The sequence below is a fragment of the Pseudoclavibacter helvolus genome (assembly GCF_014191305.1).
Lineage (GTDB): Bacteria > Actinomycetota > Actinomycetes > Actinomycetales > Microbacteriaceae > Pseudoclavibacter > Pseudoclavibacter helvolus.
The window spans coordinates 243,047-266,417 of record NZ_JACHWJ010000005.1; the positions used below are offsets into that span (position 1 = coordinate 243,047).

23 protein-coding genes, 1 tRNA gene and 1 pseudogene are annotated in these 23,371 nt (G+C 69.3%); 13 read left to right on the plus strand and 12 right to left on the minus strand.

Annotated features, from left to right (window positions below):
* Positions 1 to 98 precede the first annotated feature (98 nt).
* The 5 genes from FHX72_RS15885 to FHX72_RS15905 all read right to left on the minus strand — a co-directional run bounded on the left by FHX72_RS15885 (position 99) and on the right by FHX72_RS15905 (position 5,903).
* Complete coding sequence (locus FHX72_RS15885) at positions 99 to 1,790, minus strand: ABC transporter permease (RefSeq protein ID WP_183626392.1); 1,692 nt, start codon at positions 1,788 to 1,790, stop codon at positions 99 to 101.
* 19 nt (positions 1,791 to 1,809) lie between these two features.
* Positions 1,810 to 2,853: an ABC transporter substrate-binding protein gene (locus FHX72_RS15890; protein ID WP_068492674.1), complete on the minus strand. Its 1,044-nt coding sequence runs from the start codon at positions 2,851 to 2,853 to the stop codon at positions 1,810 to 1,812.
* A gap of 189 nt (positions 2,854 to 3,042) precedes the next feature.
* Positions 3,043 to 3,891: a metallophosphoesterase family protein gene (locus FHX72_RS15895; RefSeq protein ID WP_068476945.1), complete on the minus strand. Its 849-nt coding sequence runs from the start codon at positions 3,889 to 3,891 to the stop codon at positions 3,043 to 3,045.
* Positions 3,888 to 4,625, minus strand: coding sequence for a tyrosine-protein phosphatase (locus FHX72_RS15900; RefSeq protein WP_338110150.1), 738 nt, complete (start codon positions 4,623 to 4,625; stop codon positions 3,888 to 3,890). Before FHX72_RS15900 ends, FHX72_RS15895 begins: the two co-directional genes overlap by 4 nt.
* A 432-nt stretch (positions 4,626 to 5,057) precedes the next feature.
* Entirely contained in the window at positions 5,058 to 5,903 is an 846-nt protein-coding gene (locus tag FHX72_RS15905; protein WP_183626394.1) for a MurR/RpiR family transcriptional regulator, read from the minus strand.
* 39 nt (positions 5,904 to 5,942) lie between these two features.
* Between FHX72_RS15905 and FHX72_RS15910 the strand changes: the two genes are divergently transcribed.
* The 4 genes from FHX72_RS15910 (at position 5,943) to FHX72_RS15925 (ending at position 8,537) form a co-directional block, all read left to right on the plus strand.
* Complete coding sequence (locus tag FHX72_RS15910) at positions 5,943 to 6,923, plus strand: NAD(P)H-quinone oxidoreductase (RefSeq protein WP_183626396.1); 981 nt, start codon at positions 5,943 to 5,945, stop codon at positions 6,921 to 6,923.
* A gap of 242 nt (positions 6,924 to 7,165) precedes the next feature.
* Entirely contained in the window at positions 7,166 to 7,621 is a 456-nt protein-coding gene (locus tag FHX72_RS15915; RefSeq protein WP_183626398.1) for a hypothetical protein, read from the plus strand.
* A 68-nt stretch (positions 7,622 to 7,689) separates the two neighbouring features.
* A complete protein-coding gene (locus FHX72_RS15920) occupies positions 7,690 to 8,310 on the plus strand; it encodes a DJ-1/PfpI family protein (protein WP_183626400.1) in 621 nt (206 codons plus the stop codon).
* Positions 8,310 to 8,537 carry a DUF1272 domain-containing protein gene (locus tag FHX72_RS15925; protein WP_068492825.1) on the plus strand — a complete coding sequence of 76 codons (228 nt, stop codon included), beginning with the start codon at positions 8,310 to 8,312 and terminating at the stop codon, positions 8,535 to 8,537. The genes FHX72_RS15920 and FHX72_RS15925 overlap by 1 nt, the downstream gene beginning before the upstream one ends.
* A 30-nt stretch (positions 8,538 to 8,567) precedes the next feature.
* On the opposite strand, the gene FHX72_RS15930 is transcribed toward FHX72_RS15925, so the two are convergent.
* Positions 8,568 to 8,852, minus strand: a complete 285-nt coding sequence (locus FHX72_RS15930; RefSeq protein ID WP_068476930.1) for a hypothetical protein — start codon at positions 8,850 to 8,852, stop codon at positions 8,568 to 8,570.
* A gap of 29 nt (positions 8,853 to 8,881) precedes the next feature.
* Here FHX72_RS15930 and FHX72_RS15935 point away from each other — a divergent pair, with 29 nt between their 5' ends.
* Complete coding sequence (locus FHX72_RS15935; RefSeq protein WP_183626402.1) at positions 8,882 to 10,195, plus strand: NAD(P)/FAD-dependent oxidoreductase; 1,314 nt, start codon at positions 8,882 to 8,884, stop codon at positions 10,193 to 10,195.
* Positions 10,196 to 10,218: 23 nt separating this feature from the next.
* Here FHX72_RS15935 and FHX72_RS15940 read toward each other — a convergent pair whose 3' ends face one another.
* Positions 10,219 to 10,377, minus strand: a complete 159-nt coding sequence (locus tag FHX72_RS15940; protein WP_183626404.1) for a hypothetical protein — start codon at positions 10,375 to 10,377, stop codon at positions 10,219 to 10,221.
* 78 nt (positions 10,378 to 10,455) lie between these two features.
* Positions 10,456 to 11,016: a hypothetical protein gene (locus FHX72_RS15945; RefSeq protein WP_183626406.1), complete on the minus strand. Its 561-nt coding sequence runs from the start codon at positions 11,014 to 11,016 to the stop codon at positions 10,456 to 10,458.
* A 346-nt stretch (positions 11,017 to 11,362) separates the two neighbouring features.
* Between FHX72_RS15945 and FHX72_RS15950 the strand changes: the two genes are divergently transcribed.
* Both FHX72_RS15950 and FHX72_RS19805 read left to right on the plus strand, forming a co-directional pair.
* Positions 11,363 to 12,286 carry a helix-turn-helix domain-containing protein gene (locus FHX72_RS15950; RefSeq protein ID WP_183626408.1) on the plus strand — a complete coding sequence of 308 codons (924 nt, stop codon included), beginning with the start codon at positions 11,363 to 11,365 and terminating at the stop codon, positions 12,284 to 12,286.
* Between the two features lie 706 nt (positions 12,287 to 12,992).
* A complete protein-coding gene (locus tag FHX72_RS19805; RefSeq protein WP_183626410.1) occupies positions 12,993 to 13,265 on the plus strand; it encodes a helix-turn-helix domain-containing protein in 273 nt (90 codons plus the stop codon).
* 229 nt (positions 13,266 to 13,494) lie between these two features.
* Here the strand turns inward: FHX72_RS19805 and FHX72_RS15960 are convergent.
* Positions 13,495 to 13,567: transfer RNA gene (locus FHX72_RS15960), tRNA-Arg, on the minus strand.
* Between the two features lie 112 nt (positions 13,568 to 13,679).
* Here FHX72_RS15960 and FHX72_RS15965 point away from each other — a divergent pair.
* From FHX72_RS15965 to FHX72_RS15980, 3 genes and pseudogenes are all read left to right on the plus strand, one after another.
* Complete coding sequence (locus FHX72_RS15965) at positions 13,680 to 14,519, plus strand: AraC family transcriptional regulator (RefSeq protein WP_183626412.1); 840 nt, start codon at positions 13,680 to 13,682, stop codon at positions 14,517 to 14,519.
* 37 nt (positions 14,520 to 14,556) lie between these two features.
* On the plus strand, positions 14,557 to 16,389 hold the full coding sequence (locus FHX72_RS19810; protein WP_338110151.1) for an ATP-binding cassette domain-containing protein: 1,833 nt from the start codon (positions 14,557 to 14,559) through the stop codon (positions 16,387 to 16,389).
* A gap of 187 nt (positions 16,390 to 16,576) precedes the next feature.
* Positions 16,577 to 18,568: pseudogene (locus FHX72_RS15980) on the plus strand (iron ABC transporter permease).
* Between the two features lie 26 nt (positions 18,569 to 18,594).
* Here the strand turns inward: FHX72_RS15980 and FHX72_RS15985 are convergent.
* A complete protein-coding gene (locus tag FHX72_RS15985; RefSeq protein WP_183626414.1) occupies positions 18,595 to 19,470 on the minus strand; it encodes a serine hydrolase domain-containing protein in 876 nt (291 codons plus the stop codon).
* Positions 19,471 to 19,592: 122 nt separating this feature from the next.
* Here FHX72_RS15985 and FHX72_RS15990 point away from each other — a divergent pair, with 122 nt between their 5' ends.
* Together FHX72_RS15990 and FHX72_RS15995 are read left to right on the plus strand one after the other, a co-directional pair.
* Complete coding sequence (locus FHX72_RS15990) at positions 19,593 to 20,882, plus strand: MFS transporter (protein WP_338110152.1); 1,290 nt, start codon at positions 19,593 to 19,595, stop codon at positions 20,880 to 20,882.
* 221 nt (positions 20,883 to 21,103) lie between these two features.
* Positions 21,104 to 21,781 carry an SRPBCC domain-containing protein gene (locus tag FHX72_RS15995; RefSeq protein ID WP_183626416.1) on the plus strand — a complete coding sequence of 226 codons (678 nt, stop codon included), beginning with the start codon at positions 21,104 to 21,106 and terminating at the stop codon, positions 21,779 to 21,781.
* A 68-nt stretch (positions 21,782 to 21,849) separates the two neighbouring features.
* On the opposite strand, the gene FHX72_RS16000 is transcribed toward FHX72_RS15995, so the two are convergent.
* Together FHX72_RS16000 and soxR are read right to left on the minus strand one after the other, a co-directional pair.
* Positions 21,850 to 22,020, minus strand: coding sequence for a KOW domain-containing RNA-binding protein (locus tag FHX72_RS16000; protein ID WP_183626418.1), 171 nt, complete (start codon positions 22,018 to 22,020; stop codon positions 21,850 to 21,852).
* A gap of 217 nt (positions 22,021 to 22,237) precedes the next feature.
* Positions 22,238 to 22,711: a redox-sensitive transcriptional activator SoxR gene (gene soxR, locus FHX72_RS16005; protein WP_268873977.1), complete on the minus strand. Its 474-nt coding sequence runs from the start codon at positions 22,709 to 22,711 to the stop codon at positions 22,238 to 22,240.
* 169 nt (positions 22,712 to 22,880) lie between these two features.
* On the opposite strand from soxR, the gene FHX72_RS16010 reads away from it, so the two are divergent.
* Positions 22,881 to 23,366 carry a flavin reductase family protein gene (locus FHX72_RS16010; protein ID WP_244964318.1) on the plus strand — a complete coding sequence of 162 codons (486 nt, stop codon included), beginning with the start codon at positions 22,881 to 22,883 and terminating at the stop codon, positions 23,364 to 23,366.
* Positions 23,367 to 23,371 lie beyond the last annotated feature (5 nt).

Consider the following 23,371-nt stretch of genomic DNA (forward strand, 5'->3'; position numbering starts at 1 on the left):
AGGTCGAGCGGATGGGGATGCGGGGCGGACCGGGCAAGCGCCGGGTCCTACTTGGGCGCATTCGTTACTTGGGTGCATTCGTTACTTGGGCGCCGTCGTTACTTGGGCGCCCGCGTTGCGATGCCGATGACCGCGACGCCGAGGAGCGCCACGATGAGCGAGAGCGCGGCCGCCGTGTTGAACGCGCCCGCCTGCTGCAGGTTGAAGATCGCGACGCCCAGCGTCTGGGATCCCGGCGAGAGGAGCAGCACCGACAGCGTCAGCTCGCGCACCGCGGTGACGGCGACGAGCACGGCCCCGGAGATGGCGGCGGGCGCGGCCATGCGGCTCGAGATGTCGACGAGCGCGCGCATCCGCCCCGCTCCACCGATCCTCGCGGCCTCCTCCGCACTCGCGGGGGTGCTCGCGAGCGGCGCCGCCACGGCCTGCACGACAAGCGCCGTGAACGAGGTGACGTACGCACACAGAATCAGCCATGGCGTGTTGAAGAGCCCGATGTGCGGCGCGAGCACGAGCCACGCAACGGCGATGACGATGCCGGGGACCGCCTGCGGCAGCATGGCGAGCGCCCTCAGCGGCCCGCTGCCGCGCATCCGCGTTCGAGTGACGAGCACCGCGATGCCGAGCCCGAGGAGCCCGCAGATGACGGCCGCGAGCACGGCGAGCATCACCGAGTTGGTGGCGCCCTGGATGGAGTTCGCCGAGGTCACGGCCTTCACGACGTTATCGAGCGTCAGGTTCTCCGGCAGAAGCGCGAGCCCGGGTGCGCGGAGCAGCGACTGCTGCAGGAGCGCGAGCAGCGGCAGCACCGTGACGGTGAGGACAAGCACCCAGGTCACGATGGAAGCCGACACACGTCCCCGGCCGAGCGGCAGGAGCTGCGGCGCTGAGGAGGACGAGTCGAGCTCCCAGCGGCTCTTGCCGATGAGGAAGTCGATGACAAGCGCCGCGAGCGCAAGCACCAGCAGGACAACCCCGATGGTCGCGACGACCGCGAGCGGCTCATCCACTGTCCCCGACTGCAGGTAGCGGTAGACGAGCGTCGCGAGGGTCGTGTACTGCTCCGGCAGGCCGATGATCGAGGGGATGCCGAAGTCGGCGAGGTTGCCCACCGCGATGAGCACAAACGACGACAGCAGGGCGGGGCGGAGCAGAGGAACCGTGATCGTGAAGATGCTGCGCGCCGGACTGGCGCCCGCGATGCGCGCCGCTTGCTCGAGGTCTGACGGCACCCGGCGCAGGGCGGCCGACACGATGAGCATCGCAATCGGGTAGCTGTGCACGGTGAGGAGCAGGATGACGCCGTCGGCGCCGTAGATCGACCAGAGCGGACCGCCGAACGCCTGCGCCCACCACAGGTTCACAGGGCTCGTCGGACCGGCGATACCAAGCCAGGCGATCGCGCCGACGAACGGCGGGACAAGCAGCGGCGTGAGCGCGAGGAGGCGCAGCCCGCGACGGCCGGCGAGGTCGGTGCGGTCGAGCAGCACCGCGAGCGCCGTCCCGACCACAACTGCGCCGAGCGCGGATGCGCCAGCCGAGACGAGGCTGTTCGTCGCGGCTTCGACGACGTCGCTCTGCCAGAGGACGTGCAGCTGGGATCCGCCGGCAGCAAGCGCGAGGATCGCGCCGATCGGCACGAGGACCACCGCCGCGACGGCGACCCAGAGGGTGAGCGAGAGGCCGTGCACCCCGTCGAGGTTGGGACGCGAGGAGTGCGGAACCGCCGCCGGGGCGGTGCCGCTGCGAACAGGGGCACCGCTCCGGGGTGTTGTGGTGGTTGTGCTCATGGGGAGAAGCGGGGCCTCGTCAGAGGAACAGCGTGCGGAACTTCTCGACGGCCGCGTCCTGGCTGGCGCGGATCGTCTCGAGCTCTGGCGAGAGGATCGTGATCTCGTCCATAGACGGGGCACCCTCTGGCGTTCCGACGTCCTCGCGCACCGGCAGGTACGACTGGCTGACGGCGAGCTCCTGGCCCTCGGCGCTCACGAGGAAGTCGACGAACGCCTTCGAAGCATCCGCTTCCTCGGTGTTCGCGAAGATCCCGACGGGCTGCGACACGTACGGCACGCCCTCCGTCGGGTAGGAGACGGCGATGGGTGAGCCCTGGGCTGCGAGCTCGCGCGCGAGGTAGTCGACGACGATGCCGACGGGCTGCGCGCCCGTCGCGATGGCCTGCGAGACGGGGCCGTTGCTGTCGGCGATGACGGGCTTATTGGCGGCGAGCTTCGTCAGCCACTCCTCGCCGAGCGCGGGCTCGTCGAGCCACACGGCGGCGTTGTAGGCAGCCGCGCCGGACACGTCGGGGTTGGGCATGACGAGCTTGTTCGCGTACTCGGCGTCGGTGAGCTCGGCCCAGGATGTCGGCGGCTCGGTGACGAGGCCCGTGTTGTAGGCGATGACGGTCGGGATGATTCGCGTGCCCGTGTAGTAGCCCTCCGGGTCGACGATGTCCTGGTTGAGCGACTCGACGTCGGCGGGCGAGTACTGCAGCAGCAGCTCGTCGGCCGCGTAGTCCTCGAACGTGCCGGCGTCGGCCGCGAGGAATACGTCCGCCTGCACGCCGCCGGAGGCCTGCTCGGTCGCGACTCGCGTGGTCAGGTCGCCGGTGCCCGCGCGGAACACCTCGACCGTCACTTCCGGATGCACCTGGTTGAAGGCCTCGACGAGCGCATCCGCCTTCTCCTGCGGCTCAGACGTGTAGAGGGTGATGGTGGCCGCTTCGAGCGCGGATGCTGCAGTCGGGCTGGCATCGCCGCTGGCGGCGGTGCTCGGGGAGCTGGCGCAGCCTGCGAGGAGGACGCCAGCGAGGCCGAAGGCCGCGAGCGCGGCCGGGGTGCGGAAGGAGTTCATGATGACCTAACTGTTCGAGGGGAGAGCGGGTCTGGGGTTCTACGAGGGGGAGGTTCGGGGAGACAGGAGGAGCGAGGGGGAAGGTTCTGGGAGGGGGAAGGTTCTGGGAGGGGGCGAAGGTTCGGGGCGAAGTGAGGAGGCGGGAGACGAGCAGCGCGCGAGCAGCGTGTGCCCGCGGAACCGGGCTGCTCAGGGCGCCGGTCGGAGGGTGAACAGCGGGGCGGGATGCTCGACGCCGACACTGGATGCGCTGACGGCGTCGGCCCCGAGGTGCACAAGCGAGTACATCGAGCGGTCGAAGCCACTCACCGTGCCCGGCTCGGCGTTCATGACCTGGTGGTACGCGAGCGCAGGGCCGACGGAGACGTGCACGCCCCGCGTCGTCGCCGCGAGTGGATGGTGGAAGTGCCCGGACAGGATGGTCCGGACGTCGGTGCCCTCGACGATGTCGAGGAAGTCTGCCGCGTCGCGGAGGCCGGCGCGGGCCAGCATCGGCAGCGGGGAGCCGAGCGGCGGGTGGTGCATAACCACGACGGTGCCTGCGGGCGCGGGCGCAGCGCTTGCCAGCTCCGCTTCGAGCCACGCGAGCTGTGCCGGGCCGAGGGAACCGGTCGACGAGTCGAGCAGCAGGAAGCGCCACTCGCCGATACGCACCGCGCGGGGGACGGCCGCGTCGGCCTGCCACCCCTCCGGCGTCTCGTGTCCGGGCAGGATGCGCGCCGGGACTCGGCTGTCGTGGTTGCCGAGCACCGTCAGCACGGGCACGCCCCACGAGTCCTCGAGTCCGAGCAGCGCGTCTCGGAGCGCCGGGTAGGCGGCCTCGTTCCCGCGCTCGATGAGGTCGCCGCTGATGACGATCGCATCCGGGGCAACTCCCGCGTTCCTGGCGTAGTCGCTTGCCGCGAGCATCCGCGTGATGCCGTCGATCGTCCCGTAGAGCTGCGCCCCTGCCGTCGCGTGCACGTCGCTCAGGTGGAGGACCGTGGTGCGGTGCGCGCCTGCGCTGGTTGATTCTTCGCTGCTCGCCACGGCGTTCATGACGCGACGGACGCTGGCTCAGCGGTCGGCTCAGCAGCCGGCTCTGCAGTCGGCTCTGCGGCCCGCGTTTCTCCCGCCGCCTTGGCCCGAAGCGCGAGCACGTGCTCCTCCGTGAGGCCGTGGCCGCGAAGGTAGGCCTCAGCGCCGCCGAGCTCGCGGACGATGCCGAGCGCGTGCTCGAGCGCTTCCGGCGGGCTGTCGAGGTGGAGGCGCAGGATCTCGCTGCGCTGCTCCGCGGGATACGCAGCGGCGACGGCGAGCGCGAACGGCTCCCGCACCGATCGCACGGCGACGCCGGACAGTGCGTAGTCGGCGACCACGTCGGCCTCATCCGCTCCCCCGACCAGCTGGGCGAGCGCGACGACAAGCCCCGTGCGGTCCTTGCCAGCCGTGCAGTGCACAAGCACGCCGCGCTCCGCGTTGGCGAGCACCGCGACGGCCTCGGCCAGCGCGCCGCCTCGGCCGCGGAGGAGCGTCTCGTAGATGTCCTCGAGGCGTCCGGCGACGGGCGGCTCGCTGCCGTACAGCGGCACCTGGCGCACCGGGATGCCGTGGTCGCGAGGTCCCGATTCTGCTCGCTCACGGAGGTCGAGGATGAGCGCGACGCCGAGGTCACGCAAGTCAGTCTCGCCGTCGAGGGTGAGCGCGTCCGGCGAACCGGCGCGAACAACCCACGGGGCCTCTGCACTTGCTGCTCGGGCGTTGAACAGCCCGTCGATCTCGATTGCCCTCACGAGCACCTCCAGTTGCCTGGACGCCAGCCCCGTTACAGAGATTCCGCAGGGCTTGGAACGTCGTTACATCGGGAGTGTGACGAGCAACGGTGAACACACGGTGACGTACGGCGAGCGAGCGGATGAACTCCGGGAGACGAGTCCGCGCGGGAGCCGACCGAGGGCGACAAGCGGTGCGCTCAGGTGCTGTGCGCCCCGCCCATTGACATCGACCCTGATGACTTTTCGCGACCGGTGATGGGTAAAAACCCATCACCAGTCGGCGAAACCCAGCACGAGCATCCGCAAAAACCCATCGCCAGTCGGCGAAACCCAGCACGAGCATCCGCAAAAACCCATCACCGCTGCGGAAACCCCGCAAGAGCCGGCGCCGCTCATCGCGGTCGCCCCGGGAGGGAGCAGCACGCCGCGGGCGTGCGAGCGCCTCGGAGCTCAGCCCTCGGAGAGCGCGTCGGCCACGACGTGGCGCATGCCGACAACCTCGTCGCCTCCGAGCTGCTGCGAAAGCGCCGAATGGAATGCGTGGAGCACGATCGTGTGGCCGAGGCGGGCGAGGAACGGGTCGATGTCGTGCGCCGTGCCCGCCGGTCCGGTCGTGACGACGACATCGGCGACCCGTCCGAGCGGCGAGCGGGCGAAGCTCGTGACGAGCATCACGGTCGCGTCCTGCGCGCTCGCAGCTTCGGCCGCCCGCAGCGACTGCACGTTCGCGCCAGAGTAACTGAGGGCGAGACACACGTCTCCGCTCGAGAGCGAGCGCACCGCGAACTGCTGGGCGAGCGCATCCACCGGGGCCTCGACGGAGTGCCCCAGCGTGCTGAGGCGCATCGCGAAGTCCTGGAGTGGCGGCCCCGAGAAGCCGCTGCCGACGAGCACGATGCGGCGGGCGCCTCGCAGGGCCGCGACCGCTGCGACGATTCGCTCCGGGTCGACGTTCTCCTGCGCGAGCCGCACGGCGTCGATCGCGTCGTCGAAGGTGCTCGCCTCGCGCGCCGGCGACTGCTCGCGAGGCGCAAGCGGAGCCGAACGGGCGAGGTCGAGGCGCAAGTGCTGGAAGCCGCGGAAACCGAGGCTCTGGCAGGCCCGAATGACGGTGGCCGTCGACGTGCCGGCAGCATCCGCGAGCTCGGCCGTCGACCACTCGACAACCTCGTCTGGCCGCGACAGCACCATCTGCGCGACCTTGCGCTCGCTCGGCCCGAGGGCAGCGGATGCGGCGCGGACGCGCGTGAGCACGCTCAGCTCCGGCCGCACCACCCCGAGCTCCTGCGCTGACATGTGAGGGAGTATAGGTGCCTGCGTGAAACACTGGCCCCCATGCGCGCAATCACGGTTCCTGCACCAGGCGGGCCAGACGCCCTCACCCTCTCCGAACTCGACGAGCCAACCCCCGGCCCGCTCGAAGTCGTGATCGACGTGGCGGCAGCAGGCGTGAACCGAGCCGACATCGCCCAGCGCGAAGGCAGGTATCCGTCGCCCGCCGGCACACCAGAATGGCCGGGCTTGGAAGTGAGCGGCACGGTCGTCGCGCTCGGCTCATCCGTCACCGCGTGGAAGATCGGCGACTACGTCGTCGCCCTCCTACCTGGCGGCGGATACGCCGACAGGGTCGCCGTCGACGAGGGCCTCGTGCTGCCCATACCGAGGCGCGTCGACCTCGTCGAGGCTGCGGGTCTCCCCGAAGCCGTCGCCACCGTCTGGTCGAACCTCTTCATGAGCGCCGACCTCAAAGCGGGCGAGACGCTCCTCGTGCACGGCGGCACAAGCGGAGTCGGCACCATCGCCATCCAACTCGCCACCGCCCTCGGAGTCACCGTCTACGCGACCGCCGGCACCGCCCAGAAGGTCGCCGTGACCGAGCAACTTGGTGCCACGCGCGGCATCAACTACCGCAACGAGGACTTCGTCGACGTCATTGCTGACGTCACAGAAGGCCGCGGCGTCGACGTCGTGCTCGACATGGTCGGCGGGGACTACCTCGCCCGCGACGTCGAAGCCCTCGCCCCCGGCGGGCGCATCATGGTCATCGCCGCCCAGGGCGGCAACGACGCCACCATCAACGTGGGCCGCCTCATGCAGAAGCGCGGCCGCATCTGGGGAACGACGCTGCGAGCGCGTCCACTGGATGAGCGGCGCGAGATCATCGCGCAGGTGCGCGAGCACGTGTGGCCGCTCGTCGAGGCCGGCAAGGTGCGCCCGCTGCTCGACACCGTCGAGACCCTCGACTTCGCGCACCGCGCGCACCGCCGCATGGAGTCGGGCGACCACGTCGGGAAGATCCTCCTCGCCGTGCGCTGAGCACGATTCGCGCGCACCGAGTACGAGTGGGCGGCGCTCGGGATGAGGCGGCAACGCGTCGGCCGGTGCGACACGACGTCGCGTAAAACCGCATTCGAGCGGGCCGATACTGGGGGATTTCGGTGACTTGCAGCACCGATCAGGAACGGCACTTCGGCGTCATTTTCTGGAAACGCTTGAGGGGTTAGAGTCCACGACATCAGCAAGCGCTCCGGGGGGAGCGCACCGTTCCGGGGGGAATCATGTGCCGAGTTGATGGCGACCAGTTCGGGTCCAACAGCCAGTTCGGGTCCAACAGAGGGGCCCATCCGAGCAAAGGATGCAAGTCAAACGCCGACTACGACCACATCGTCGAGAGCGACACCCTCCCCCGCCCGCGGGCAGGCGACTCGTGGACCCGCGAGCGCGGCTACGCGGTCGAGCTGAGCGGCGACGACTGGCTCTTCTTCGCCGCCCTCGAGCCCGCCTACGCGTACGGGCGCGCCGGCCGCATGTCCGCCCAGGCGAACAGCTGGTCGGTGCGAGAAGCGGTCTTCGAGGTGAAGCTCGACCCGACCACGGGGCACGAGGAACGCACGCTCCACCTCCTCTTCGGGGCCGACCACGCGCACCGCAGCAAGGCGAGCGACCGGAAGCTGCTCAGCGACTTCGTCGCGGGCGTCACCGGCCGCGTCGCGCCCTGGCCGATCTCCGCATAGCCGATCTGCGCCTCGACGATCTCCGCCGAAGACGAGGCCGCGCGAGAGCGCCCTGCGAGAATGACGGCATGTCCGAAGCGAAACGTCGCGTCAGCGTTGTCCTGTTCGAGGGGTTCGAACTGCTCGACGTGTTCGGCCCCGTCGAGCTCTTCCGCCTCGACCCGTCGCTGTTCGACGTCGAGCTGATCGCCCCAGCAGCCGGGCCCGTCCGCAGTTCACAGGGTGCCGAGGTCGTCGCGACGAGCGGGTACGCCGACGCCGCAACCCCCGACATCGTGCTCGTTCCGGGCGGGCAGGGCACACGGCCACTCGCTGTCGACGCTGACTTCCTCGCCTGGCTTGCAACCTGGGCGGCGGATGCGCGGCTCGTGACGTCCGTCTGCACGGGTTCCGCGCTCCTCGCGGCCGCCGGCCTCCTCGATGGGTTCCGCGCGACCTCGAACAAGCGCGCCTTCGCGTGGGCGTCGTCGCACGGCGCCTCCGTCGACTGGGTGGCGCAGGCGCGTTGGGTGGAGGACGGGAACCGGTGGACCTCATCCGGAATCGCCGCAGGCATGGACATGACGGCGGCGATCATCGCCGCGATCCACGGGCCGGAGGTCGCCGCGAAGCTGAGCGACGCCGCCGAACTCGAAGTGCACACCGACGCGAGCTGGGACCCGTACGCCGCGAAGAACGGACTCATCTGATGGCCCTCGAACTCCGCCCGAACTGCGAACGCTGCGACATAGACCTGCCGCCTCACGCCGAGGCGTACATCTGCACCTTCGAATGCACGTGGTGCCGAGACTGCGTCGCAACGTTCCCCGGACGGGCCTGCCCGAACTGCGGCGGCAACCTCGAGCGTCGCCCCGTGCGGCCGGCATCGAAGCTCTCCGCGAACCCGCCGAGCACGGTACGCGTGCACGGCGGGTAGCGACAATCCGGAGCCTTACGTGGGCGATCCCTACGCGCGCACAAGCACCTTCATGCCCTTGCCAGCGCGCAGGCTCTCAATCGCCCCGACCACGTCGTCGACCGCGACGTCGTCAACCCAGCCGTCGGCCGTGTATCCACCGGCCGCCATCGCCGCGATCACCGCGTCGAAGTCGCTCTGCAGGTAGGCGAGCGTGCCGACGATCGCGGTCTCTCCCATGACAAGCTGCGTCGGCAGGAGGTCCATGGGCCGCTCGTGGATGGCGACGACCACAACGCGGCCGCCGGGCGTGAGGTTCGCGAGCGAGGCCGCCACGGCGGGCCCGACGACTAGCGTCGCCCCTGATGACCCCCACCTCGAATGGCGACGCCTCACCAGCTGCGCAGCCCACCCAGCCGAAGCAGGAGCAGAAGCAGTCGCCGACGCTCACCACGTACCGCGTGCTCGTGATCGGTGGCGGCAATGCGGGCCTGTCCGTCTCGGGGCACCTCCAGCGAGCCGGCGTCGAGGGCGTGACCGTCGTCGAGCCGCGTGAGCACCACGTCTACCAGCCCCTCCTCTCTCACGTGGCGGGCCGAACCGCGAAGGCTAGCCAGGCCACGCGTCCGCAGGCCGACGTTATGCCGGACGGGGTGGCGCCCCTCCGCGACGCTGTCGCCTCCGTCGAGCCTGAGACGTCGTCCGTTGTGCTCGCCTCCGGGAGACGCGTCGGCTACGAGCACCTCATCGTCTGCCCCGGCATCGAGCAGGATTGGGACTCGACCCCCGGGATGCGGGCTGCGCTCTCCACCCCGAGCGCCGCATCCAGCTACGAGATCGAGCTCGCCGACAAGACCTCCCGGCTCCTCAGGGACCTGCGCGGGGGCACGGCCGTGTTCGTGCAAGCGCCAGAGCCTGCATCGTTCGCGGGGGCCGTTCAGAAGCCGATGTACCTGGCCTGCGACTACTGGCGGTCGCGTGGCCTGCTCGACCGCATCCGGGTCGTGCTCGTGCTGCCGGATGCTTCCCCGCTTGGTATCCCGGAGATCGACGAGGAGCTCGAGCGACGCATCGCCGACTATGGCATCGAGGTGCGCCGCGAGTCTCGACTGAGCGAGGTGCTGCCGGAGGCGAAGACCGCAGTGATCTCAGCACCAGCTGACTCAGACTCAGGTGCAGGGTCAGGCTCAGAGCCCGAGCGCATCCCCTACGACGCGCTCATCGTCGAGCCATTGCAGCGCGCCCCCGAGTGGATCGCCGAGGCGGGCCTCGCCGGCGCGAGCAGCAGGGAGGACAGCGAACGTGGGTTCGTTGAGGTGGATCCGCGCTCGCTGCAGCACCGGAGGTTCGCGAACGTCTGGGCGCTCGGCGACGCAGCCGTCTCGCGCAGCCAACGATCCGGCGGTGCGCTCCGGAAGCAGACGCAAGCACTCGCGGAGAACATCGTGAGCGTGCTGAGCGAGGAGGCGCCGCAGAGCCAGTACGACGGCTACACCGTCGCCCCGTTCACCGTCTCGCGCTCGAGCGTCGTCTTCGCCGAGTTCGACGACACCCTCGAGCAGCGCCCGAGCTTCCCCTTCTGGAAAGGCCTCGCCCGCGAGCGCCACCTCACGTGGGTCTTCGACCGCCACGTTCTGCCCTGGGTCTACTGGAACCTGATCCTGAAGGGGCGCGCTTAGCCCTCGAAGCTTGACCCGGCGGGTCACTCCAATTTAAGTATGCGGCTCGCGCCCGTCGGCCAGTAGTCGATGGTCACCGTCAGGTCGTGCGCCGTGACAGCCGAGGGCAGCCGTAGCTCGTAGCTCGTGTAGACAAGCACGAGGCTGCAGACGCCCGTGGGAGCACGAACGTGGAGAGTCACCTCACTCGGCGATGTCGCCACAATTCCCGTCGGGTAGTTGGGGCACCCCGCTAGAAGCACAGCGCTACAAGCACAGCGCTAGGTGCGCGGCTCCCAGTCGACCCAGTCGTAGCCGACGTCGTCACACGCGTCGTCGACCGCGTCGAGAGCGTCATCCACGGTTCCCGAATCCGGGTCAGCCGCGTGGGCCTTCGCAGCATCCCAAATGAGCCAATCGTCTCGGTCGGAAGCTCGCCCCGTGAATGTGAACACGAGACGGCCGATGGCATCGGCGACGGCCGGGTCGGAGGCCGCAGCGTCCCGGGACGAGAGCAGCTGGTCCACGGCGGCCGTGAACTGAGCCCCGGACTCCTCATCGCCGTCATAGCGCGCGCCGTCCGCAGACAGCGAGAACATCGCATCCGTCGCGGCGTTGGCGTCCTGGCACACAAGCGCATCGCCCTCGAGCCCCTCGGCAAGCGGGAAGACCGTCGGCGCGGGGGTTGCAGGCACCGCCGTCGCGCTCGCCTCGGTACTCGCGGATGCGGCAGGCGACTCGGACGGGCCCGACCCGATGCGCTCCGCGAGCGTGCATCCGCTCAGCAGGAATCCAGCGGCCAGCACACCCGCGGCACTCAGAACAATCGATCGTGTACGCAACGTCTCCCCCAGTGGTTTGGCAACCCAACCAGCCTACGAGCTGCACCTGAACTCGAGCCACCGACACCAAACAGGGAGGGCTGCGCACCGAAAGTTCTCGAGCAGACTCGACTCTCGATCATCGGGTAACCAGGACAAGCCCGCCCGCATTGCGCCGTTCGATCGCTTCGAGCCATGATGAGGAGCGGATCGGCCAACGATGGCGTCTGGTCACCTCACGCGATAGGCCCAGCCTCCCCAGAGCGCAACGGCCGGGGTGACTCAAATGTCACCGCAACCGAGGAAAATGAGCCCGGATGCAACAACCGGATGCGGCAAAACGGCAGAGCGGGAAACAGGAACCACCATGTACTCCTCCGTCAGCTACGCGACGCGCGGCACGGAGCAGATCGGCGACCCATCCACACTCAACCTCACGGACCTCGACCTCCAGTCGCTGTCGAGCGACTCAGCGTCCCGCATCCGCGTCGTCCAGTTCGACACCCATGCGCTCGGGTTCGGCCAGGGGCGAGGCATCCGAGCCACGTGGAATCGAAACGGCCCGTCGTCGCACCAGAGCCTGCTCTTCGTGCTCGTGCGACTCGGGAAGGTCAACCTGGCCGACTCCACGGGCACCCTCGCGCTTGGCCCGGAGGACATAGCGCTCGTCAGCCCCAGCAGCGGCGCGGTCAGCTGGGTCGCCGAGGACTCGGTTGAACTGGTGTGCATCACCCTCGACCCCGGCACAGCTGCCGCGTCACAGGAGATCGTGCCGGCCCGCAAGCTCCCGCCCAGAACTGCGATGTTCCGCGCCACCTACGCGCTCCTCGCCTCGGCCACCCAAGGCGCACCCGACGCGGACGCCGCCGAGATCGCGCTGCTCCACGAGCTGACCCTCAACTCAGCCCAAGCGCTCGTCCAAGCCAGCCTGCCGAACCTCGCAGACGATGACACCGCCGGACGCGCTCTCGAAATCCTCGAAACCCGCTTCCACTCCGCACTGTTCAGCATCGACGACGTCGCCCGAGAACTCCAGACATCGTGCCGAACCCTGGAGCGAGCGGCCGCCCTCCGCGGCGTCCGACTCTCCGACGAGCTGAGCCTGCTCAGAACACGTCACGCACTGACCCTGCTCACCGAAAGGCCGGAGCTCTCCGTCACCGACGTCGCCGCCTCCAGCGGCTTCGGCTCCGCGGAAGTCATGCGCCGAGCATTCCAGCGCCACTTCCAACGTTCACCGGCGCAGATCCGAGATGGCCTGGACACCGCACCGCCGGAGGCGCTCCCGTGACCGGGCATGGCCGGAACCAGCCCGTGACGGTGGGCCCGCACGAACTCCCGGGCTACAGAACGTTCGAGTTCACCTGGAGAGGCGAGCGAACACCACAGTTCGAGGCCATCTTCACGACATTCGGACTGCATCCAGTGCGGCACACCGGACCCGCTTTCGCGTATCTCACGGTCATCCGCTTCGACGCGCTCCTCGCTCTGCAGATGACCACGCGCCCCGCGACCTATGCCTGGATTCGCGACCGCCCGGAAGCACGCCGACGCTACGGATTCCTGCTCGCTTCGCAGGGAAGCGTGTCCCTGACGGCGAACGGAGTCACCTCGACCGCAACCGAGGGCGGCATCTTGGCAGCCGCCCCTTCGGCCGGCGACGTCACCTTCGAGGCGCACACCGAGGCGACGTTCGTCTTCGTCAGTTTCGACGCCAACGAGGTGCGACCGTTCTCAATGTCAGGGACCGGGACGACAACAGTGGAGCTCCCGAAGCCGGTGTTCCGAGCCGTGCACGACTACCTCGCCGAAGCCACGAAGTCACCGCCATCTACATCGCCCCGCGAGTCCGAAGTGCTCCGCAGCCTCACTCGCAACGTTGCCCTCTCGCTGGTGCGCGCAGCGGCGCCCGCGAGTCAATACGGCGGGCTCGTGGAGCGAGCCTCAGCGGTGATCGAGGCGAACGCCCCCCCTCAGCCTCGTTCACGGCCAACGACGTGGCCCGCGAGCTCGGCGTCGTTCGCCGCACACTCGACCGCGCGTACGCACGCGAGGGGCTCTCGATCTCGGACAAGCTCCGGTTGCAGCGCGCGCGACGCGCACGCCAGCTGCTCATCCGACACCCCAGCCTTTCGCTTCGCGACATCGCAGAGCAGAGCGGATTCTCGTCCCCGCAGGTCATGCGGCGTGCCCTCGACCGCTACTACGAGGCGGCACCTGCGGCGATCCGTCGCAGCCACGAAGTGCGAACATCTGGAGCACCCGAGTAGAAGACACTCGGGCTGGAGGCGAACACACCGGAGACAGCCGAGCCGGAGACAGGCAAGCTGGGCCCACGTGAACTGGACGCAGGCGAACTGGACACAGGCGAACTGGACACAGGGAAAGCCGAGACAGCAAGCTGGAAACAGCTAAACAAAAAAGGCCCGCTTTCGCGAGCCTTTCCTGCATCTGTCTCAACACAGAGCTTTGTACGTGAGCATTGATGCTCTTGTACTGTGCGCCCGAAGGGATTCGAACCCCTAACCTTCTGATCCGTAGTCAGATGCTCTATCCGTTGAGCTACGGGCGCCCGGTCTTTCGCTTGCGCGATTGACCAGGGGATAGCTTACACACGACCAGGGCGGTCCGCAAACTCGACCGCAAGCCCACTTTGACGACCACGGATTTCCTAGCATTGCCGCATGAGCGAGCGGCCGGGAGCACACACAGGACACGGGTCCTGGCCGCGCGAGCTCACGACCCGCGTGCTGCCGGATGTGCAGGTCGCCGATGAGGTCCCGGGCCCGTTCGCGATCCTTTCCGAGAGCGTGTTCGTGTCGTCCCCCCTCGAGTTCGAACCTCACGAGCATCCGCTGCATGAGCTTGTGTGGGTGCGCGGCGGCACAATGACCGTGCGCCTGGCCGAATCCATCGTGACGGTGCCGGACGGGTACGCGCTGTGGATCCCGGCCGGCACGCTGCACTCCGGGCGCACTACCGCGAAGACCACGCTGTTCGACGCCCTCTTCGACCCGGCGCGCTCCCCCGTCGGCTTCACCGACCCCATGACCATCGAGGTCACTCCAGTGCTCGCGTCGCTGCTCGCCTACCTCGAGGGAACCGAGCTCAGCGACGACGCACGCCTCCGCGCCGAGGCCGTGGTCTTCGACGTCCTCGCTCCCGCCGAGCAGCAGCTCAGCTTGCGCGTCCCGCACGTCGAGCGGCTCGCGCCCATCGTCACAGCACTCCTCGCCGACCCCTCAGACGACCGCCCACTCGAGGATTGGGCGAAACTGGCGGGAGTCAGCGAGCGCACCGTCTCGAGACTCTTCCGCACGCACACCGGGCTCTCGGTGACGCAATGGCGCCAAGTCCTGCGTGTCCACCACGCACTGGCCCTGCTCACGGAAGGTCGCACCGTCCAGGAGGTCTCGGAGCTGACCGGATACGCGCAGGCGAGCACCTTCATCGCTTCGTTCAAGCGCGTCATGGGCACAACGCCCGGCGCACTCATCGGCGCGTCCCCCGCGGGGCGCCCCTGAGCTCAGTGCGTGTCCGATCCGCCGTATGCCCTGTCGCGTGACTGCCCTCATCGGGCCGAACGGCTCCGGCAAATCGACCCTGCTGCGCGGCCTCGCACGACTCCACTCCCCCACCGACGGCCGGGTGATGTTCGGCGGTTTCGACGGCACTCGAGCGGATGCACCCCTCCGGCACGTGGCCGCGGCCAGCAGTCGAGAGTTCGCCCAGGAAGTCACGCTCTTCGCGCAGTCGCGGAGCGTGCCCCAGGGGCTGAGCGTCCGCGAGGTCATCGCCTTCGGCCGCCACCCCTACCGCCGCAAGTTCGCGGGCATGAGCAGCGACGACCGGGCCGCCGTCGAACACGCACTCGACGCGACCGGCGTGCGCGCCAGGGCCGACCGCGCCGTCGGCGAACTCTCCGGCGGCGAAGTCCAACGAGTGTGGCTCGCCGCATGCCTGGCCCAGGAAACCGGGGTTGTCCTTCTCTACGAGCCGACCAACCACCTCGACCTCCGCTACCAGGTCGAGACCCTCGACCTCATCCGCGACCTCGCCGACGTGCACGGCGTCGCCGTCGGCGTCGTCCTGCACGACCTCGACCACGCGGCCTCCATCGCCGACGAGCTTGTGCTCATGCGCGCCGGGCGCATCCTCGCCTCAGGCGCACCCGAGCACGTGCTCACGGCCGAGCACATCGGCGCCGCCTACGAGGTACCCGTGGAAGTCACCTTCGACGAGCGCACAGCGCCTGCGCATCGACCCGGTCAGCCGCAGCAGGCGGCGCGGCCCTGCCGCGAACTCCCCCACCCAAGATCTCCCCACAAGCAACCGTTCCCGAGAGGACGCCAAATGACCCGAACCCGCACCCTCACGGCCGCAGCCATGACCGGCATCGCGGCGCTCGCGCTCACCGCCTGCGGCACCACCGACGTGGCTGCGCCAAGCACCGAGGGCGACGCCGTCGCCTCTCAGAGCTGCGCCGACGACACGACCGAGACGGCGACCGGAGCGGTCTCGCTGACGGACAGCCTCGGCCGCACCGTCGAGCTGGACGCTCCAGCCGAGCGCGTCGCCGTGCTCGAGTGGCAGCAGACGGAAGACCTGCTCTCGCTCTGCGTCACGCCCATCGGCGCCGCATCCACCGACGGCTACACGACCTACGTGAGCGCCGAGCCCCTGCCGGAGAGCGTGACCAACGTCGGCGAGCGCGGCGAACCCGACCTGGATGCCCTCTACGGCACCAACCCGGACCTCATCATCGTCGAGGCGTACAGCCTCGACGACGAGCTCCTCAAGAAGCTCGAGGAGCGCGATGTTCCCGTGCTCGCGACGATCGGCGCGGACGGTGCCGGGCAGATCGCGAACATGAAGGAAGTTTTCTCGCTCATCGGCGACGCGACCGGCCGAAGCGAACGCGCCGACCAGGTGCTCGCCGAGTTCGACCAGCACCTCGCTGACGCGAAGGCCGAGGTCGCCGAGGCTCAGCTCGAGACCACTGACTTCGTGTTCTTCGATGGCTGGATCGAGAGCGGCAACGTCGTCGTCCGCCCCTACGGGCAGGGCGCGCTCCTCACGGAGCTCGGCGAAGAGCTCGGCCTGACGGGCGCGTGGACGGATGAGATCGACAAGGCGTACGGCAGCGGCGGCGTCGTCCCCGCGTACGGTCTCGCACAGACCGATATCGAGGGCCTACGGCCGTCGGCGACGCGAATCTCATCTTCGCGAACGACGGCACCGCCGACAGCTACGTCATCGAGCTCGAGCAGAGCCCCATCTGGAAGGCGCTCCCCGCTGTCCAGGACGGCCGCGCCTTCGAGTTCCCGGCCGGCGTCTGGGGCGCGGGCGGCCCGCGCTCCGGTGAGCAGGCCATCGACGCCTTCGTGGACGTGATCGTCGGGCAGTGACGATCACCCGCCGCCCTCTCGGCCACCGCACCGAATCCGGCGCGGCGGCCGTTGGCGACGGCCCAGGAACGACGACGGATACGCCTGCACCCGCCCAGCGGAGAGCGGGCACAGCATCCACCACCGCCTCGGGAGTCGCACTCCTGGTCGCGCTGGTCGTCGCGCTCGCCTGCGTGAGCGTCTGGCACATCACGCAGGGCACCTCGGGCCTTGGCGCCGACGGCCTGCTGCGCGCCCTCCTCGGGGAGCAGGTGAGCGTGGGCGGCGTCTCCGTCAACGACATCGTCACGGGCTCACGGCTGCCCCGGCTGAGTGCTGGCATCGCGGTCGGTGTGGCGCTCGGAGTCGCCGGCGCGCTCTTACAGTCGATCTCGCGCAACCAACTCGCCTCACCTGACACGCTCGCGGTGACGGCCGGCGCCTACTTCGCGCTCACGGCGGTGGCAGCGTTCGGCGTCTCCGTTCCGCTCTGGGCTTCGAGCGGAGTCGCCTTCGTCGGTGGCCTCGTGGCCGCCGCCGTTGTGCTGGGACTGACGGGTCGCGCGGCCGGCACAGCGAGCACCCGCCTCATCCTTGCCGGGTCAGCCATCGCGATGGCCCTCGACGCTGGCACAGCGATGCTGCTGATCCTCTTCAAAGAGAACACCACTGGCCTGTTCGCCTGGGGCAGCGGCTCCCTCGCGCAGCTCAACATCGACGCGTCAGCAAGAGCCGCCCCCGTCATCGTGGCCATGCTGCTCCTCGCGCTCCTGCTCTCGCGCCGCCTCGACGTGCTCAGCCTCGGAGAAGACGCAGCCGCCTCGCTTGGCGTTCCCGTCCGCTCGACCCGCACCGCCGCGGTGCTCTGCGCCGTGCTGCTCACGAGCATCTCGGTGACCCTCGCGGGGCCCATCGCGTTTGTCGGCCTCGGCGCTCCCGTGCTGGCCAGGCTTCTCGCCCGCCGCGTGCCCGCGCTGCGACGCCACCTGTTCCTCCTGCCAACGGCAGGCCTGCTGGGCGCGCTCCTCATCCTGCTCGCCGACGCCACCCTGCGCGCCATCCTCGGCGCAGAAGGCGCGACCTCCATCCCGACCGGCATCCCCACGGCGCTGCTCGGCGGCATCGTCATCGTCATCCTGGCTCTGCGGATGCGCGACGCCGGGTCCGCACGCGCCCCGCAAGCCGTGCGCTCTCTTCTGCGCACCAAGCGCCGCTTCTTCACCGTGGCCGCCATTGTGGCCGCGCTCCTCGCCGCTTGCATCGTCGTCGGGCTGCTCACGGGCAGCCTCTGGCTCCGGACGGGCGACATCGCCCTCTGGCTGCAGCAGGCGGCGCCCGACCTCGTGACGCGTGCCCTCGACGAGCGCGCCCCGCGCATCGCCGCGGCCGTCCTCGCGGGAGCCGCGCTGGCACTCGCCGGCGTCGGCGTGCAGAGCACCGTCCGTAACCCGCTCGCCGAGCCGGGCCTTCTCGGCATCACCGCAGGGGCGGGCCTCGGGGCAGTGATCGTCGTCACCACGGGACTCGGCGGAGGCGGCCGCGCAGTGCTCGTCGCCCTCGCCGTCATCGCTGGGCTCGCGACCTTCGCGATAGTCGCCCTCCTCGCCTGGCGCGGAGGGCTGCAGCCCGACCGCTTCGTGCTCATCGGCATCGGCTGCGGCTACGCGCTGACGGCCGTGACCACCTTCCTGCTGCTGCGTTCCGACCCCTGAGAGACCCCGCGCATCCTCACCTGGCTCTCCGGGACCGCCTACGGGCGCTCGCTCCCCGACGTCGTCCCGGTCTTCGTCGCGCTCCTCATCGCGACGCCGCTCCTCTTCGTCCTGCGACGCCACCTCGCCCTGCTCGCGGTCGACGACGACACCCCTCGCATCCTGGGCATCCAGCTCGAGCACACCCGACTCGGGGTGCTCGCGATCGCCGCCGTGCTCGCCGCCGTCTCCGTGGTGGCGGTCGGCACCGTCAGCTTCGTCGGCCTCGTCGCCCCGCACCTGGGCCGCGGCCTCGTCGGCGCGCGGCACAGCAGGGTCATCCCCGTCGCCATGCTGCTCGGCGGCCTGTTCGTGCTCGTCGCCGACGCCCTCGGGCGCACCCTCATTGCACCTTCGCAGCTGCCGGCCGGCCTCATGATCGCGCTGGTCGGGGCACCGTACTTCGTCTGGATTCTGCGCCGACCCCGCGCTTAGCCGCTCGTCGCCAGAGTCCGCATCCGCTAGGAGGTCCTCTCAGCTTCCAGCGTCTCCACGATCCGCTGCGCCATCGCATCGGCACCGAAGTGGTCAGAGGCCGTGATCGTCACCACGGCATCACCCAGGAAGATCATCATCTGCCCGTAGGCGCCGTGGATGCGCCAGGCCTGCCCCGGCCCACCCCAGCCCGCGAGCGCGTAGCGGTCGTATCCCGGATGCTCCCCCGCGACGACCCAGTCTGCGTGCATCCCGTCGATCCACTCAGGCGACACTAGGCGCCGCCCGCCCAGCTCGCCGCGGTCGCGGATGAGACGCGCGACGCGGGCGAGTTCCTCGGTGCTGAGGAAGAGGCCGCCGCCCGCGACGATCCAGCCGTTCGGGCACAGCTCCCACTCGACGTCGATGATCCCGAGCGGGGCGGAGAGGCGCTCCGCGACAAAGTCGGCGACGTCACCGACCTTCGTCGCGAGCACCCGCATCGCCGTGTAGGTGCTGGCGTTCGAGTACTGGAAGACACGACCCCGGCTCGGGCGCTGCAGGAACTCAAGGGCGAGGTCGGGCCAGTCGCTCATCATCGACTCCGACCACGGCAGATCGATGCCGCTGGTCATCGTGAGGAGGTGGCGTAACGTGACGAGCTCGACGCCGTTGCCGAGTTCAACACCCGGCAAGCAGGTGCCTACCGGCGCGTCAATATCGATGAGTCCCTCGTCAGCCGCGATGCCGGCAGCGAGCACGCAGACCGCCTTGGAAGCCGACTGCACGTCCTCGCGCACCTCGTCGGTCCAACGGTGCGCCGCCTCGTCCGTCCCGACAAGCACATGCAGCCCATGGGCACCGAACCCGAGCGCGTCCACACCCCGCACGATGCTGTCTCTGACCCGCCTGGCGCTGCTCATCCATCCATTCTCGCCCCGCGCTGCCCCCTCGCCCGGTGCTTCGTTCAGGACAACGAGAGATCGGTGACGCCTCATGCAGTCGCACAGTGCCGAGCCTGAGCCCCCGGAGTACCCTCGAACGAGTGACCCCCGACCGCACCAGCACCCCGAAGCCCCCATCCACAGGCAACCCCTGGCTCGGTCACCTCGGCGGGTCTCGCGACTATCGGCGCATCCAGCTCGCGATGCTGTGCGCCGGGTTCGCAACGTTCGCGCAGCTCTACGCCCCGCAAGCACTGCTGCCGGAGATCTCGACGACGTTCGACATCGACCCCGCGACGGCCGCCCTCATGGTCTCCATGGGCACCCTCGGCGTCGCCGTCTCGGTGCTCCCCTGGTCGATCGCCGCGGACCGCATGGGGCGGGTGCGCGCCATCACGATCTCCATCTCGAGCGCGACCGTGCTCGGGCTGCTCATGATCCTCATGCCGAGCTTCGAACTCGCGCTTGTGCTGCGCCTCCTCGAAGGGCTCGCGCTCGGCGGTGTCCCCGCGTGCGCCATCGCCTACCTCAACGAGGAGCTGCACCCGACGGCCGCCGCGGGCGCCGCCGGCACCTTCGTGGCGGGGAACACCCTCGGCGGGCTCGGCGGGCGCATCGTCCCAACCCCCGTCGCCGAGCTCCTCGACTGGCGCCTCGGCCTCCTGACGGTGTCGCTCATCTCCGTCGCCATGGCGGTGCTGTTCATCTGGCTCATCCCGAAACCCCGCGGGTTCGCCCCGCTCGCGAAGCACGCGGGCGGCACCCTCGGTGCCAGTATCGGTCGAGCCTGGAAGGCCATCACCGCGCACCTCTCGAGCACCAGGATGCTCGGCCTCTTCGCGCAGGGATTCTTCCTCATGGGCGGGTTCGTCGCCGTCTACAACTTCCTCGGCTTCCACCTCACCCAGGCGCCGTACTTCCTGCCCGTCTGGCTCGTGTCCCTCGTCTTCGTGACGTACCTCGCCGGGTCCTTCTCGTCACCGTTCATCGCGCGCCTCGCGGGCCGCCACGGCCGGAAGATCGTGCTGCTCGTATCCACTGCCGTCTCGCTCGGGGGACTCGCGCTCACTCTCGCACCGCAGCTGTGGCTGGTCATCGCGGGCCTCTCGATCTTCACCGCCGCCTTCTTCGGCGCGCACTCCGTGGCCGTCGGCTGGGCGGGGGCCTGCCCGACCCGCGGCCGCGCCCAGGCAACGGCCCTGTACAACCTCGGCTACTACGGCGGCTCGAGCATCTTCGGGTTCCTCGGCGGCGTCTTCTTCCAGCACTTCGACTGGCCGGGTGTCATCTGGATGGTCGGCGGCCTCACCATCATCGCCGGGCTCCTCGCCCTCTTCCTGCTGCCGTGGAAGGGCGAGACGGCGGCAACGCAGGCCGTCCGCGTGCAGTAGCGGCACGTCCCCGAGAAGGGCGCTCGCGCGGCACGCCCATCGGCGGTGTCGCACGACCGCAACCGCAACTTCACGTAATCGTCACAGGCAACCCCGCGCCGAGCCTGCGAAGGTATGCGCCGGGGTGCGACTCTTGAGGAACAGGCTCAGGCTGGCGTTCCGCACGCATCCGCACCCCGCCGCACTGAAGCTCATCCCGCACCGACACAGAAGGAGGGCACATGACTCCAACGCCCGCCTCCACCAGCACTCCGACGTTCGACGGCGCCACGCAGCTCGCCGCCGTGAGCCGTTCGGTGCGGATGCAGGAGCTCGACGGCCACGACGGGGTTGTCATCACCCTCACCCAGACGTTCGCCGCGAAGCGCAGCGCGCTCTGGTCAGCGGCCACCGAGATCGCTCGCCTCGCCCAGTGGTTCGCTCCCGTCGACGGGAGCCTCCGCCAGGGCGGCACCTACCAGGTGCAGGACAACGCGCACGGCCACATCACCGGCTGCCACGCGCCCGACTCCTTCACGGCGACGTGGGAGTACGACGGCGAGCACTCGCACATCGAGGTGCTCTTCGCGAAGGTCGACGAAACGCATGCCACGCTCACCCTTGAACACCACTCGCCCACCGACGAAGAGACGTGGCCGAAGTTCGGGGTCGGGGCGACCGGCATCGGATGGGACCTCAGCTTCGCGAGCCTCGCCCACCACCTCGCGACAGGCACAAGCGTGCCCCTCGAGACGACCTCGTGGGTGCAGAGCGAAGACGCGAGGGTGTTCCTCGTGCTCAGCGCAGAGGCGTGGGCGGATGCATCCATCGCGGCGGGCTCGGACGAGGCAGACGCCCGCGCTGCGCAGAAGCGCACCACGGACGCCTACCTCGACGGCCTCAACGCCTCGGGAGCCTGACGCGGCTCTTCGCGCTGCGTCTCCGCCCCAGCTTCACGCCCAGAGCGGGCACCCGCGGCGCAAACGGACTACGCCTTGAAGAGCTTCAGCTCATCCGCCGTGAAGTAGTTCTGCGTGACGGCGCTGATGAGCACGAGGTACTTCTCACGCTTCTCGTCGTTGGACGTGACCGTGCCGACGTTGCCGGTCATCGTGTTCCCCGTGATCTGCACCGTGTCGCCGACCTTGAATTCAGCCATGATTTCTCCCCCAGTGGTTCGCTGTTTCACGGCAACTCTCTGCCGCTGATCCGACAGTAACGGCCGCGGAAACCACGCGACCAGTGCCGGCGATCACCTCCTGGCGTGACATTTGTCACGACCGCCGGTTTCGCCGCAACTCAGCCGCCCGCCCGGCCTCCGGCCTCCGGCTCAGCCAGTAGCCAACCCGAGCAGCCAACCCCGGGGCGGCGCCCGTTCAGTCGAGTCGGCGCGGCCCTGAACCCCCGCCGGCGAGCGCGTCGTCCGGGTTGAGGAGCCCGCAGGCCTTCATGGAGAGGCAGCCGCAGCCTATGCACCCCATGAGCTCCTGCTCCAGGCGCTCGATCCCCCGCCGCCGCTCCTCCAGCGTCCGCTTCCAGCGACGCGAGGCGCGCTGCCAGTCCTCCTGGCTCGGCGTCGCATCGCGCGGCAGGTCGGCAAACGCGTCCTGAACGTCGGACAGGGGGATTCCCAGGCGCTTCGCGACCGAGATGAGCGAGACCCGGCGGATCATGTGCCGCGCGTACCGGCGCTGGTTACCCGTCGTCCGCACGGCCGCGATGAGCTCGAGCTCCTCGTAGAAGCGCAGAGCGGATGCGGCGACGCCGGTTCGGCGCACCATCTCGCTGACCGTGAGCAGCTCATCGGAGGCGCGCTCGGGCGCCTGTGTGTCCTTGCGTGTCTCGTTCACAGTGAAATCCCACCGCTCGAATTGACTTCAACCTTACTTGAGGTTCTAGCCTCGTAGTCAGAACGCATACGCAACCCAGATCACCGTCCTCAAGAACAGGCAGAGAGCCCACTCGATGACAGAACCCTCCTCCGAGGCCACGGCCCAAGCAGCGTTGTCCCAAGCGGCCTTGGCCGAAGAATTCAAGACAGCCTTCCGAGAGCATCCCGCAGCCGTCGCCATCATCGCCGGCCAGACGGCGATCGGCCCCGTCGGCCTCACCGCGTCGAGCATCAGCTCCGTCGCCGTCGACCCGGCCACCCTCTCGTTCTCGGTGACTCGCGCGACAGGCAGCGCTGGCGGACTCCTCGAGGCAGGCGACATCACCGTGAACCTGCTCGGCCTCGGGCAAGAGCAGCTTGCCCTCGACTTCGCCCGCAGCGGCGCCCCGCGCTTCACCCCCGAGCAAGGCTGGGAGCACTTCCCCACCGGCGAGCCCTACCTCCCCCACGCGCGGGAGACGCTCCGGTGCCGGATCGCCAGTACCGTCAAAGTCGGAGGCTCGACGATCGTGCTCGCCGAGGTGCTCGAAGTTCTGCACGGCAGCGACGTCCCGCCGCTCATGTACCAGAACCGGCGATTCGGTCGCCTCGACGCCGCATCATTCGGCGAATAGACCGC

Excerpts from the sequence above, each read along its gene's own strand:
- FHX72_RS15925 (WP_068492825.1), top strand. The coding sequence starts at position 8,310 with ATGGCCCTCGAACTCCGCCCGAACTGCGAACGCTGCGACATAGACCTG.
- FHX72_RS15950 (WP_183626408.1), top strand. The coding sequence starts at position 11,363 with ATGTACTCCTCCGTCAGCTACGCGACGCGCGGCACGGAGCAGATCGGC.
- FHX72_RS15915 (WP_183626398.1), top strand. The coding sequence starts at position 7,166 with ATGTGCCGAGTTGATGGCGACCAGTTCGGGTCCAACAGCCAGTTCGGG.
- FHX72_RS15935 (WP_183626402.1), top strand. The coding sequence starts at position 8,882 with ATGACCCCCACCTCGAATGGCGACGCCTCACCAGCTGCGCAGCCCACC.
- FHX72_RS15985 (WP_183626414.1), bottom strand. The coding sequence starts at position 19,470 with ATGAGCAGCGCCAGGCGGGTCAGAGACAGCATCGTGCGGGGTGTGGAC.
- FHX72_RS15905 (WP_183626394.1), bottom strand. The coding sequence starts at position 5,903 with ATGTCAGCGCAGGAGCTCGGGGTGGTGCGGCCGGAGCTGAGCGTGCTC.
- FHX72_RS15890 (WP_068492674.1), bottom strand. The coding sequence starts at position 2,853 with ATGAACTCCTTCCGCACCCCGGCCGCGCTCGCGGCCTTCGGCCTCGCT.
- FHX72_RS15895 (WP_068476945.1), bottom strand. The coding sequence starts at position 3,891 with ATGAACGCCGTGGCGAGCAGCGAAGAATCAACCAGCGCAGGCGCGCAC.
- FHX72_RS15885 (WP_183626392.1), bottom strand. The coding sequence starts at position 1,790 with ATGAGCACAACCACCACAACACCCCGGAGCGGTGCCCCTGTTCGCAGC.
- FHX72_RS15920 (WP_183626400.1), top strand. The coding sequence starts at position 7,690 with ATGTCCGAAGCGAAACGTCGCGTCAGCGTTGTCCTGTTCGAGGGGTTC.
- FHX72_RS15910 (WP_183626396.1), top strand. The coding sequence starts at position 5,943 with ATGCGCGCAATCACGGTTCCTGCACCAGGCGGGCCAGACGCCCTCACC.
- FHX72_RS15965 (WP_183626412.1), top strand. The coding sequence starts at position 13,680 with ATGAGCGAGCGGCCGGGAGCACACACAGGACACGGGTCCTGGCCGCGC.
- FHX72_RS16000 (WP_183626418.1), bottom strand. The coding sequence starts at position 22,020 with ATGGCTGAATTCAAGGTCGGCGACACGGTGCAGATCACGGGGAACACG.
- FHX72_RS15995 (WP_183626416.1), top strand. The coding sequence starts at position 21,104 with ATGACTCCAACGCCCGCCTCCACCAGCACTCCGACGTTCGACGGCGCC.